Genomic DNA, 12,075 nt, shown 5'->3' on the forward strand with positions numbered 1-12,075 from the left:
GTTGTGGGGACCTCCGTAACCGGAAGGCGTACGGACATGGACCCTGCGCACGACAAAAAAACGCGCCAAAGCGCGTCAAGCCGTGTCCATGCCAGTTGTTCGCGGCCCACTATTCCGAGGCGCACAGGGGGCACACAAGGTCTACTTCAGGACGCGCGTACGCCAATGGGCGTACGCCCCCTGCGCCTTGACTGTGCGTGGTCACACCACGTCGGTTCCCAGTGCAAACACTGGGTGCGCGCGACGGTCGTACAGCCTGTGAGGTCTAGTCCTGTCTCGTTTTTGATCCCTCGGCGTCCTGTTCCAAGGAGGCATCCAGCGACGGTGGTTGCTCCTGCACCGGTTGCTGAACCGCGGGCGGCGCCTGCTCGGGTGTCGGGGCGGCCGGCTGTTGCGCCCGCTCGAGGAAGCGCAGCAGCTCCACCGGGAAAGGCAGTACGAGGGTGGAGTTCTTCTCGGCCGCGACGGCCACCACCGTCTGCAGCAGCCGCAGTTGGAGCGCCGCGGGCTGCTCCGACATCACCCCGGCGGCCTCCGCCAGCTTCTTGGACGCCTGCAGCTCCGCGTCCGCGTTGATGACCCGGGCCCGCCGCTCACGGTCGGCCTCGGCCTGCCGGGCCATCGACCGCTTCATCGTCTCCGGCAGCGATACGTCCTTGATCTCCACGCGGTCGATCTGCACACCCCAGCCGATCGCCGGGCTGTCGATCATCAGCTCCAGACCCTGGTTGAGCTTCTCGCGGTTGGACAGGAGGTCGTCGAGGTCGCTCTTGCCGATGATCGAGCGCAGCGAGGTCTGCGCCATCTGCGAGACCGCGAAGCGGTAGTCCTCGACCTGGATGATCGCGTCGGGGGCGTTGACCACCTTGAAGTAGACGACCGCGTCGACCCGCACCGTGACGTTGTCCCGGGTGATGCCCTCCTGCGCGGGCACCGGCAGCGTCACGATCTGCATGTTGACCTTACGGAGCCGGTCCACGAAGGGCACGACCATCGTGAACCCGGGCCCGCGCACCTCCGAGCGCAGCCGGCCCAGCCGCAACACCACGCCCCGTTCGTACTGTTTGACGACACGGGCCCCGGCCATCACATAGACCAGCCCCACGGACGCGACGGAGACTCCCGCCGCCACCAGCTCCTCGACCATCACGGCCCCCCAGGGTCCGAAGTGGCGCTTCAGGCGTGTAAGCGTGTACTTCGACGGTAACTCCGTCACCTGACCAAGGGCGAGCCCCCGCACGTCAGTTGCGTGCGGGGGCTCTCCTGCTGCCGGCTGCAGGTCTGGCCGTGCGGAAGCCGTGTGGGGGGTAGCAGCCAGTCGGTCAGCCGACGCTCACGCCGTAGTAGTTCAGCGCCTCGACGACCGGCTGGAAGAAGGTCGTACCGCCGGAGCTGCAGTTGCCGCTGCCGCCGGAGGTCAGACCGTAGGCGACGGAACCGGCGTACAGCGGGCCGCCGCTGTCGCCGCCCTCGGCGCAGACCGTGGTCTGGATCATCTGGTAGACCACGTCGCCGCCGCCGTAGTTGACCGTGGCGTTCAGGGCGGTGACCCGGCCGCTGTGCGTGCCGGTGGTCGAGCCACGCCGGTAGACGGTCGTGCCCACGCTGGGCGTGGCGGCGCGGGTGATGGTCTGGCTGCCGACCGCGCTCGGGTGGGCGATCGAGGAGTTGGTGTAGCGGACCAGCGCGAAGTCGTTGGTCGGGAAGCTGTAGCTGACGTTCGTGCCCAGCGTCGTGGTGTGCCCGGAGTTGGAGTACCAGGTGGAGGCGACCTCACCGCAGTGGCCGGCGGTCAGGAAGTAGTAGGTGCTCCCGCTGTGCACGTTGAAGCCGAGCGAGCAGCGGTACCGGCCGCCGTAGATGGCGTCGCCACCGGTGATCAGCTTCTTGAACGTGCCGGGGGTGTGCTTGATGGTGAGGGCTGCGGCGTTGCCGCCCGCGTCCTTCTTGATCTTCGCGATCTCGGCCTTCGAGACCGTGCTGTCGACGGTGACGACCACGCGGTTCGTCTTGGCGTCGACCGCCCAGGCCGTGCCCGCGATGTCGGACTTGAGGACGGACTTGTTGACACTGCTCAGCTGAGTGGCACTGAAGGTCTGGACGTCGGACGCGTTCGCGCTGGGGACCGCGAACGATGCGGCGGCCACGAGGCCGGTGGTGACGGCGATCAGCCGGGTCCGTCTCGTTATGCCGCTGCGGAAAGTGGTGCGCTTGATCCTCACGTTCGTCCCTCCGAAGGGAAGTCGGGGGCCCTCGTGTCGTGGGGTAGGGGCCCGTGAGGCGCAGCCGGGGGCCGCCCATCCGGATTCCGGACAAGCCGTGCCCCTGACAAGCGCTGTGGGGGAGTATTCGGCTGCACGGCCGACCGGCGCAAGGGCACCTTTCGGCCGTGCAGCGTTCAACTTGCTGACGCCCCAGGGCAGTTGATCTCCAGCCCCCGAAAAGCCCGGGAGGCCCCCACGAGCCTTCGGGAGTCCCGGCAGCCTCAGCGCAGGTGGCGCTCCCCCGCCGCGATGGCCGCGCCCAGCGTATTCCCGGGCGGCGGGAAGGGGCAGATGAAGTGGTCGGCGAATGCGCACGGCGGAAGCACGGCCCGGTTGAAGTCCACCGTCGTACGCCCCTGCGCGTCGGGCGCCGCAGGGCGCAGGAACCGGAAGCGGTAACTGCTGTCCCCGCTGGTCGCGTCGGCGAAGACGGCCCACAGCGAGCCGTCGCTCTCGACCGACACCTGGAGCGTGAGGTCCTCTTCGTCCAGGGTGAAGGCGAGGACACCGCCGAGCCCGAGGCCGCGGGAGACTCCGTCCGCGTTCTCCACACGTACGGTGCGGTCCTCGCCGTACGGCGTGAAGTGCCCAGGCACCGACCAGCGCGGATCGTACTCGGTCGCCTCGATGCCCTGGAAGGCCCCCCGCGCGGGTGCGGCGGGATCGTAGTCGCGTACGCCCCAGATCCCCTCGCGGACCAGGACGACGAACCGGCGCTCGCCGCGCCCGACGCGGGCCCCGGCCACCGGCCCGAGGTCGGCGTCGAGCACGACCTCGCCGGTGAAGGGCTCCCCGTCGACGGTGAGTTTGTCCTCGGCCGTCGCCGTCAGGACGACCGCGTCGTCCTTGGCGGCCCAGTGCCCGGGGATGTCCGGAAGTCGCCCCTCCGGATATTCCTCGATCCAGTGCGTGCCCGTGAGCGCGAGCGGTCCGTAGGGCGCGGACACCGTCTCGGTGCGGTGCTCGTGCCAGTGCTTCCAGTCCTCGGATGCGTCCGTCGTCATGTGATCAACCCTTCCATACGGGCTGCGCCAACCCGAGGTACGAGCGCAGCGTCGTGCCCGTGTATCGCGTGCGGAACGCGCCGCGCTCCTGGAGCAGCGGCACCACCCGGTCCACGAACTCGTCGAGTCCGCCGGGTGTCAGATGCGGTACGAGGATGAAGCCGTCGGCGGCATCCGCCTGGACGAACTCGTCCAGCTCGGCAGCGACCGCCTCCGGGGTGCCGATGAAAGACTGCCGCCCGGACGCCTCGATGACGGTCTGCCGGATGGACAGGCCCTTCTCGCGCGCAAGGGTCGTACGGTGCCTCTCCCGCGCCCTGTGCGGGAGCGTCCCCTCAGGGGCGCGGGGCTCCGGCATCATGCGCCTCCGCCGCGTGGGCGCGACCAGCCGCACCGGCCTCGCCGCTTACGCGATGCTCACAATCCGCAGTCGCAGCACGAGCAGCACTCACAGCATTCGCAGCACTCGCAGGCCTCGCAGCAGCCGCAGTCACAGTCGCAGTTGCTCAGGCACCCCTCATGCTTCCTGCGCGACCAGGGGCCCTCGTACTCGTCGGCACAGCACACCTTGCAGGTGCAGCACAGCCCGATCGCGGCCGCGCACCCGGCCCAGAAGCCGCGCTTGCCGGGCCCCGGCGGCTGGAGGGAGGGCCCGCCGCCGAAGGGGTTGCCGCCGCCGACATACGGATTCCGCTGGGGCGGGGGACCAAAGGAAGCGTCGGGCCCGAACGAGCCCTCCGGCGCGTGCCCGCACCCCGACGTCCCGAACGCCCGGTCCACCGACCGCCCCAGCTCGTGCACGAGCAGCACATGCACCAGCTTGCTGTCGGTGCTGTGCCTTCCTGGGGAGACCCCGGACCACCAGGCCACCTCGCGCAGCGCGAGCCGTATCCCGTGCAGGGCATCATCGGCGAGCCGGCGCGCCTCGGCCGGCGACGTCCCCGTGGCCGTCAGCGGGTTCCACGCCCCCGACGCGGCGTCAGTTTCCCTGTCCTCCACGGCATCCAGGAGATGCGCGAGCCGTCCGAAGAGCCGTCCGGCCTCGGCGAGCGGCTCGGCGTTGCCGGGGCGCCCGGCCAGCACGGCGGTGTGCGCGAAGGCCGCCGCGGTGGCGGTCTCGGTCGGTTCGGTGACGGTCAGCAGCGGCGTACCGAGCCCGGCCAGCGCCTCGATGCCGAGCTGCCGGTCCACGGCGTCGACGAGTACGGCGGTGTCGAAGCCGACGTCGGAGCCGGTCCGCGCGCCGGCCTTGCCCCAGCTCGCGGCGACCCGGCGTGCGGCGAGCGCCACCGGCTTGCGGGCCAAGAGGCCGTCGCCGTCCGCGACATGGTCACGCACCTTCGCCGAGGCGAGCACCAGCGAGACGGCGGCGGCGAGCCGGGCGCCCTCGCCCTGCGCGACGGACGCGGTGCGCATGCCCCGCAGCGGACAGGGCCCGGCGGTTCGTCGCCATCCCGTCGTGCGCTCGGCCTGAGCCTCCGTCAAAACCGATATCAGCAACCCGTCGTAGTTGGTGACGACCCTGGCGAACTGGCCGTGGTCCCCACGCAGCGCGAGGCACAGCCCGCACAAGTGCGCCATCCATTGGGTCTTGAGTCCTTCACCGAGGCGGTGACTGCAGGGCCTCACGATTCCGAACACGACACTCCCCCGTGACACGTACGACGTTGAGCTGCGGCATCGTATCGACCACCCCGTTCACCCGTACGCACCGACCGTCACCCGAACGCCGTGAGAAATCATATTTCACTCTCAGTCAGCAGCCGTACACGGCAGGACCCTTGGGACACGCGGGCTCTCGACGGATTCGCTGTGCACCAGTACCGTCACGAAACCCCCGCGCGGCGTCTATCCACTTGGCGCGACATCCGCATCATGGACGACCATGGGGATGCGGAAAGCAATAAAGACCGCTGTGAGAGGAGGCGTCCATGGGATCGGTGCGCAAGGCGAGTGCCTGGCTTGGCCTCGTCGACGACAACGATGACGAGCGTTACTACGACGACGACTACGCCGAGGGTCAGGAATCCGGCGATGCCTGGGTCACCGACCCGCGGGTGAAGGTCGCGTCCGAGACGGCGGAGGAGAAGGGCCGTCGGATCGGCACGGTCACCCCGGACAGCTTCCGGGACGCGCGCGGTATCGGCGAGCTCTTCCGGGACGGTGTCCCGGTCATCATCAACCTCACGTCCATGGAGCCCGCCGACGCCAAGCGCGTGGTGGACTTCGCGGCCGGCCTGACCTTCGGTCTGCACGGCACGATCGAGCGGGTCGCCACCCGTGTCTTCCTGCTGACGCCTGCCAACACGGAGATCGTCAACGGCGAGGCCCCGGGCCGTCAGACGGACGGTTTCTTCAACCAGAGCTGAGGCAGGGCCGCTCACCGGCCCTGCCCGCTCGGGGTCCCCACGGGGCCTTTACCGGAAGGCATCGAGTCCGGTGAGCGCCTTGCCCAGCACGAGTTGATGCATTTCCACGGTGCCTTCGTAGGTGAGCACCGACTCCAGGTTCGTGGCGTGCCGCATCACGGGGTATTCGAGCGAGATGCCGTTGGCGCCGAGAATCGTCCGCGCGGTACGGCAGATCTCGATGGCCTCGCGTACGTTGTTGAGCTTGCCGAAGCTGACCTGTTCGGGACGGAGCCGTCCCGCGTCCATGCGTCGCCCCAGGTGATGGGCGAGCAGAATCCCCTTGTGCAGCTCGACCGCCATGTCGGCGAGCTTGGCCTGGGTGAGCTGGAAGCCGCCGATGGGCCGTCCGAACTGCTCACGCGTCTTCGCGTACTCCACGGCGGCCTCGAAGCTGGCCCGCGCGGCGCCCATCGCGCCCCACACGATCCCGTACCGCGCGTGCGAGAGGCAGCTGAGCGGCCCCTTCAGCCCGGTCACGTCCGGCAGCACGGCGTCGGCGGGCAGCCGTACGTCGTCGAGGATCAGCTCGCTGGTGACGCTGGCCCGCAAGGACCACTTGTGCTTGATCTCGGGGGCGGAGAAGCCGGGCACATCCGTGGGCACGACGAACCCGCGGATCCCGTCGTCGGTCTGCGCCCAGACGACGGCGACCCCGGCGACGGACCCGTTCGTGATCCACATCTTCCGCCCGTTGAGAACCCAGTCCCCGCCGTCGCGCTTGGCGTAGGTCCGCATGGAGCCGGGGTCGGACCCGTGGTCGGGCTCGGTGAGCCCGAAGCAGCCGATGACGTCGCCGGATGCCATGTCCGGCAGCCACCGCTGCTTCTGCTCCTCACTGCCGAACCGGTGAATGGCGTACATGGCAAGGGAACCCTGCACGGACACGAGCGACCGGATCCCGGAATCGGCGGCCTCGAGCTCCAGACAGGCAAGCCCGTACTGGACGGCGCTGGCCCCCGCGCAGCCATACCCCTGGAGCGACATCCCGAGCGCCCCGATCCCGCCCAGCTCCCGGGCCAGTTCCCGGATCCCGGGCAGCTCGCCCTTCTCGTACCACTCTGCGACGTGGGGCAGCACCCGGTCCGCCGCCCATGTCCGCACGGTGTCCCGGATCGCCAGGTCCTCGGCGTCCAGGAGATCGTCGATACCGAGGGGGTCGGCGGGGTCGAAGGGGGGCAGCTTGGGGGACGCGGACATGGCACAAGCCTCCGGCACGCTAAAACTAGCACCGCTAGTTGCGGTTTCGACCCGACGTTACGACGCAGTGTCCCGCAAGTCCAGAGCCCACGAACCCGCAGCCGCCAACGGCGCACGGCCCCCACGGGAGACCAGCCCTTCTCGACAGAGCGAAACGAGCTGTGCGCGGGCGCGAGAACTACACGGACACGCGGGACTCGGCAACTTCCCTGGGCGCAGGGATCGCCGAGCCCGCCGCGGGCGCCCCGCATTCCATGACCCGCGGCAACCGCAGCGCCATCACGGCCCCCAGCAGCAACAACCCCGCGCTGACCAGCAGAGTCACATGCAGCCCGTGCACAAAGGAGTCCCGAGCGGCATGCCTCAGGGCCGCCCCGGGAGCCCCCCCGAGCCGCCCGGCCACCTCGTACGCCTCCCCGAGCGAGTGACCCGCGGCACGGGAATCGGCCGCCGGAACCCCGGGAACCGACGACAGCCCGGGCGCGTACGCCGCGTTCATCACGCTCCCCAGGAGCGCGATGCCGATCCCGGCACCCAGCTGGTACGAGGTCTCGCCTATCGCGGCGGCCCCACCCGCCTGCTCCGGCGGCGCCTCGCTGAGCATCGACTCGTACGCCCCGAAGAGCGTCGTCTCCAGCCCGAACCCCAGCAGCACGAATCCGAAGAGCAGCAGCCCCGTGTTGTCGTCCCCGCCCATCGCCGTGAGCGTCACCACCGCGGCCGCGGTGAGACAGAACCCGAAGCAGACCATCGCCCGCGGGCCGAACCGCCGCAGCATCTTCGCCCCGGCGAGCCCCGATGCCATCGCGGCGACGGTGAGCGGCAGCAGCCGCAGCCCGGTCTCCAGCGGCGACAGCCCGAGCACGAGCTGCAGATACTGCGCGGCGATCAGCTCGAGCCCGACCAGGGCGAGCATGGCCAGCACGATGCATCCCACCGACGTACTGAACGCGGGCCGCGAGAACATCCGCAGGTCGACCAGCGGCTGCGCTCGTCGCCGCTGCCGCCGTACGAACCCGGCCATCAGCGCACCGCCCACGAGCAGCGGCACCAGCGTGAACGGGCTGAAGGGCGCCTCACCGCCACCGAGCCGCTTCACTCCGAGGACGATCCCGAAGAGCCCGGCGGCGGCCATCAGAGCCCCGACCACATCCCAGGGACCGTTCCGGTCACCCCTCGACTCGGGCAGCAGGAGCCGTCCGATCGGCAGGCTGACCAGCATCAGGGGGATGTTGACCAGGAAGACCGAGCCCCACCAGAAGTGCTCCAGGAGGAAGCCGCCCAGCAGCGGCCCCACCGCCGCACCCACCGCGGCGACCGCGCTCCAGATGCCGATCGCGAGCGCCCGCTCCCGCCGGTCGGGAAAGACCTGGCGCAGGATCGACAGTGTCGCGGGCATGATCATCGCGCCGCCGACGCCGAGCAGGGCGCGCGCGCCGATGAGGACCTGGGCGTTGTCGGCGAGGGCCGCGATCCCGGAGGCGACGCCGAAGAGCCCGTACCCGAGGAGGAGGATACGTCGGCGACCGACGCGGTCACCGAGCGTGCCGAAGAGGATGAGGAGCGAGGCGCAGACGAGCGGGTAGACGTCGACGATCCAGAGCAGTTCTATCGCGCCGGGCCTGAGGTCCTCGGTGACGGCGGGCACCGCGACGTGCAGCACGGTGGCGTCGAGGGCGACCAGCAGGAGGCTGACGCAGAGAACGACGAGGACGACCCAGCGGTTGGCACCGGCCCCGGCCTCCCGACGACATCGCGCAGCGGCCGTGGTCGTCCCGGACATGTACGTACCTCCAGAGCTTCCCTCGCGTTCGGCGGTCCGCAGGGTGGGGACTCCCTGGGGCTGCGGCCTGGGGAGCGGAATCCCGGCCCACGCAACAAAGGCGAGTGAGCGGCCAGCGTACGCGAGTTCCCGTCAATGACGCGTGGCGGACCTCTCACGTTCTTCCCACGGAGCGTGTGGCGTGCGCCACGCTCCCCTTGGGGCACCACGCCCCGCGGGGCCTGCCGGTTCCGGGTGCCACCGATAATCGAGCCCGTGACCGATCTTGAGACGCCTGTCGCGACACCGCCCCGCACGGGCCCCCTGCGCCGGGCCGCGCCCGCCCTTGTGGGGTACGTGGGCGTCCGCGCCCTGGGCCTCATCGTCCTCGCCCTGTGGAGCGCGGCGAACGGCAAGAGCGCCCACACGCTGCTGACGGCGCGCTGGGACTCGCTCTGGTACACCCGGGTCGCGGACCTCGGCTACGGCTACGCGGTCCGCCTCCCGAACGGCGACGTGCACTCGAACCTCGCGTTCTTCCCGCTGCTGCCGTGGCTGGAGCGGCTCGTCTCGGCGATCACACCGTTGTCGTACGCGGACGCGGGCCTGCTGGTCGGCACGCCGGCCTCGCTCGCCGCGGCCTGGGGGATCTTCGCGGTCGCGGACCACGTCCACGGACCTCGGGTCGGCGTCTGCGCCGTGCTCGTGTGGGCGGTGCTGCCCGTCGGCATCGTGCAGTCGATGGCGTACAGCGAGTCCCTCTTCACGGCGCTCGCCGCCTGGTCGCTCTATGCGGTGCTGACCGGCCGCTGGCTGACGGCCGGCCTGCTCGCCTCGCTCGCCGGGCTGACCCGCCCGGTGGGCATCGCGGTGGTCGCGGCCCTGTGGGCGGCGGCGATTACCTCATTCGCGGGAGAACATGCACGGGATCGGAGCGCGGCGCGGACAGGCGGCGCACGAGTGTGGCCGCGCGCCCTTGGAATGCTCCTCGCGCCCCTCGGCGCCGCCGGCTATGTGCTGTGGGTCGGCCACCGCACCGGAAAGGGCCCGCTCGGCTATCTCGACGTCCAGGCGGGCTGGCGCAACGGTTTCGACGGCGGTTACGCCTTCGCCCGCTTCGTCGGCGACAAGTTCACGTCGTTTCCGTCGGCCCTGGCCGGTCTCGGGCTGATCGTCGGGGTCGCGCTGATCGTCCGGCTGTACGTGACGTGCGTACGTCAGGGGCAGCCGCTGTCACTCCTCGTGTACGCGGGCGTCGTCACCGCGCTCGCCCTGTGCGCATCGAGCTACTTCGGCTCGAAACCACGCCTCCTGCTCCCCGCCTTCCCCCTTCTCCTGCCCCTCGCACTGGCCCTGGCCCGACTGCGTACGTCCAGGTCAGCACTGGTTCTCGGCGGTGTGGCGGTGGCTTCGGCGGTCTACGGTGCCTTCTGGCTGAACGGCTCCGGGCCGCCATGATCCACTCCCCGGGATCCGGCGAGCGGCAGGTGAGCTGCCGGAGAATTCCACGCCAGGATTCGGTGAACGAATATATAAGCGCCTTAAAACCGAAGGCCGTGCGAGATCAATGGAATTGAAGGATCCGCACGCCGATCATTAGGGATTCATTGGAAATAAACATGGTTCTGAGAGGAATCCCACATCACATCGTCATCACAAAGCGAGTGATTCGGCCTGGAACACAGCTCACTCGCTGTAGCGTCGATTGAGTGCGTACCGAACGAAACCTCACCCGTCTGGACCGGGTCTTCGCCCGGCTGGACCGTGAGCCGGAACGACCGGCCCACATCGATGTGCCGAAGATGAGCCGGCACAGGGTTGTGCTCTTCGGAGCCACCCTGGCCTTCTACGTGGCCATTGTGTGGGCCGTGGCGATCACGTCATGGCTGGTCCGGTTCGACTGGCAGGTCATGTTCTTCCGGCCCTATCAGCAGTGGCCGGAGATCCACGCGTTCCTCGACTACTACGTGGTGCTCGGCCAGCGCGGCCCCACCGCGGTGATGGTCGCCGCCTGGCTGGGCTGGCGCTCCTGGCGGCAGCACACCCTGCGCCCGCTGCTCACACTGGGCGCCTCGCTGCTGCTGCTCAACATCACGGTGGGCGCCGCCAAGCTCGGCATGGGCCGCCTCGGCCCGCACTACGCCATCACGATCGGCTCGAACGAGATGGGGCTCGGCGGCGATATATTCCCTTCGGGCCACACCGCGAACGCCGTCGTGACCTGGGGAATCCTGGCCTATCTGGCCTCGACCCCGAGGGCCAGGCGCTGGCTGTCCGCCCTCTCCGCCGTGACCTCGCTCGGCGTCGGCCTCACCACCGTGTACCTCGGTACGCACTGGCTGAGCGATGTGCTCCTGGGCTGGGCCGCGGGTCTGCTGATCCTGCTGGCGCTGCCGTGGGTCGAGCCGCTGATCGCCCGCGCCGAGGCCGGGATCTTCTCGCTGCGCGACTCCTGGCGCGCCCGTCGCGGCCGCACCGCGCCTGCTCCGGCCGCCTCGCCGGTCGCCGCGCCCGTCATGGTTCCGCAGCCCGCCGGCGCGGACGGGGAGGTACCGGCCCGCGAGACGGTCGGCGCCGCCCGTGCTCCCCGGGCGCCCGTCTACCTGGCCCCCGGACCGCACACGGCCCGCTCGGAACGCACCCCGGTCACGCCGGTCGGCAGCCGCCGTCCGCCGCACCCGGACCGTGTGGCGCGCGGGACCACGACCGCCTCGGCCCGCCCCCTGACCGGCGGCTGAGGGCGACACGGCGAAGGGGACACCAAGACAGCGGGGCCGGTACGCACAGCCTCTCCCCGCACCGCGAAGGCCCCCGACTCCTGACGAATCGGGGGCCTTCGCACATTCCGTGAGCTGCCGTCAGCCCTTCCAGCAGCGGGTCACCCTGCCGTCGCTGACCTCGAAGTTCAGCCGGCCGAAGCGGTACTCCATGGTGATGATCGCGCCGGGCGGCAGCGCACGCACCGAGGACCAGCCGTGCTCCCGGGCACGACGCTCGGCGCTGTTCGCCTCCAGCCCGACATAGCTTTCCGGGCTGTCCTGCGGCTCTGCGGGAGGGGTGGGAATGGGTGCCATGACCGCCACGTTAGGCCGCGTGCCTCGGCCGGGGAAGCCCGAACCCGCCACCAGGCGTCACCCATCCCCCTCCGGTCACGCTTCTGTCACAGGATCACGACACTCGTTTCGGCCGAACTCCGTCACACGTACGAGGGCTTCCGTACGTGTTCCGCACGCCTTCGAACGTAATTCGGAGCTACCGTGACGCAGTCCCGAATAGCCCAATGGAATGCGCGAATCCGGCGGCGCGGCCAATCCTTTTCCTTCCGATTCCGGGGCGTGCCACAGATGCTGAAGCCGCATAGGAAATACACGGTTCCAGCACACAACCCCCGCACGCCCCCTGTCTCGGCACGGGGCGGCACGAGCATCATGGCGTGA

General features: G+C 69.9%; 10 protein-coding genes and 1 pseudogene. 3 read left to right on the plus strand and 8 right to left on the minus strand.

What is annotated here, in order from left to right; translation table 11 throughout:
- Positions 1-265 precede the first annotated feature (265 nt).
- The 5 genes and pseudogenes from OG390_RS11125 to OG390_RS11145 form a co-directional block, all read right to left on the minus strand.
- Complete coding sequence (locus tag OG390_RS11125; RefSeq protein ID WP_406177608.1) at positions 266-1,147, minus strand: slipin family protein; 882 nt, start codon at positions 1,145-1,147, stop codon at positions 266-268.
- A 175-nt stretch (positions 1,148-1,322) separates the two neighbouring features.
- Positions 1,323-2,222, minus strand: a complete 900-nt coding sequence (locus OG390_RS11130; protein ID WP_406167096.1) for a S1 family peptidase — start codon at positions 2,220-2,222, stop codon at positions 1,323-1,325.
- 263 nt (positions 2,223-2,485) lie between these two features.
- Positions 2,486-3,268 (minus strand): DUF1684 domain-containing protein, encoded by a 783-nt coding sequence (locus OG390_RS11135; protein WP_406167098.1) that lies wholly within the window; start codon positions 3,266-3,268, stop codon positions 2,486-2,488.
- 4 nt (positions 3,269-3,272) lie between these two features.
- Positions 3,273-3,560: pseudogene (locus tag OG390_RS11140) on the minus strand (F420-dependent methylene-tetrahydromethanopterin reductase); the annotation flags it as partial.
- Positions 3,561-3,685: 125 nt separating this feature from the next.
- Positions 3,686-4,909, minus strand: a complete 1,224-nt coding sequence (locus OG390_RS11145) for a DUF5685 family protein (protein ID WP_406167100.1) — start codon at positions 4,907-4,909, stop codon at positions 3,686-3,688.
- Positions 4,910-5,199: 290 nt separating this feature from the next.
- Between OG390_RS11145 and OG390_RS11150 the strand changes: the two genes are divergently transcribed.
- Complete coding sequence (locus tag OG390_RS11150) at positions 5,200-5,637, plus strand: cell division protein SepF (RefSeq protein WP_406167101.1); 438 nt, start codon at positions 5,200-5,202, stop codon at positions 5,635-5,637.
- Positions 5,638-5,685: 48 nt separating this feature from the next.
- On the opposite strand, the gene OG390_RS11155 is transcribed toward OG390_RS11150, so the two are convergent.
- The gene (locus OG390_RS11155; RefSeq protein WP_406167103.1) at positions 5,686-6,876 is read right to left on the minus strand and encodes an acyl-CoA dehydrogenase family protein; all 1,191 of its coding nucleotides are present in this window, start codon (positions 6,874-6,876) and stop codon (positions 5,686-5,688) included.
- Between the two features lie 178 nt (positions 6,877-7,054).
- The gene (locus OG390_RS11160) at positions 7,055-8,659 is read right to left on the minus strand and encodes an MFS transporter (RefSeq protein WP_406167105.1); all 1,605 of its coding nucleotides are present in this window, start codon (positions 8,657-8,659) and stop codon (positions 7,055-7,057) included.
- A gap of 255 nt (positions 8,660-8,914) precedes the next feature.
- Between OG390_RS11160 and OG390_RS11165 the strand changes: the two genes are divergently transcribed.
- Complete coding sequence (locus OG390_RS11165; RefSeq protein ID WP_406167107.1) at positions 8,915-10,096, plus strand: hypothetical protein; 1,182 nt, start codon at positions 8,915-8,917, stop codon at positions 10,094-10,096.
- Between the two features lie 251 nt (positions 10,097-10,347).
- Entirely contained in the window at positions 10,348-11,376 is a 1,029-nt protein-coding gene (locus OG390_RS11170; protein WP_406167109.1) for a phosphatase PAP2 family protein, read from the plus strand.
- Positions 11,377-11,496: 120 nt separating this feature from the next.
- On the opposite strand, the gene OG390_RS11175 is transcribed toward OG390_RS11170, so the two are convergent.
- Complete coding sequence (locus OG390_RS11175) at positions 11,497-11,712, minus strand: I78 family peptidase inhibitor (RefSeq protein ID WP_406167110.1); 216 nt, start codon at positions 11,710-11,712, stop codon at positions 11,497-11,499.
- Positions 11,713-12,075: the final 363 nt, after the last annotated feature.

The organism is Streptomyces sp. NBC_00996 (genome assembly GCF_045162675.1).
GTDB lineage: Bacteria > Actinomycetota > Actinomycetes > Streptomycetales > Streptomycetaceae > Streptomyces.

What these genes read in the sequence shown, in the direction of transcription:
- OG390_RS11125 (WP_406177608.1), bottom strand. Translation starts at nt 1,147, where the DNA reads ATGGTCGAGGAGCTGGTGGCGGCGGGAGTCTCCGTCGCGTCCGTGGGG.
- OG390_RS11160 (WP_406167105.1), bottom strand. Translation starts at nt 8,659, where the DNA reads ATGTCCGGGACGACCACGGCCGCTGCGCGATGTCGTCGGGAGGCCGGG.
- OG390_RS11175 (WP_406167110.1), bottom strand. Translation starts at nt 11,712, where the DNA reads ATGGCACCCATTCCCACCCCTCCCGCAGAGCCGCAGGACAGCCCGGAA.
- OG390_RS11150 (WP_406167101.1), top strand. Translation starts at nt 5,200, where the DNA reads ATGGGATCGGTGCGCAAGGCGAGTGCCTGGCTTGGCCTCGTCGACGAC.
- OG390_RS11155 (WP_406167103.1), bottom strand. Translation starts at nt 6,876, where the DNA reads ATGTCCGCGTCCCCCAAGCTGCCCCCCTTCGACCCCGCCGACCCCCTC.
- OG390_RS11135 (WP_406167098.1), bottom strand. Translation starts at nt 3,268, where the DNA reads ATGACGACGGACGCATCCGAGGACTGGAAGCACTGGCACGAGCACCGC.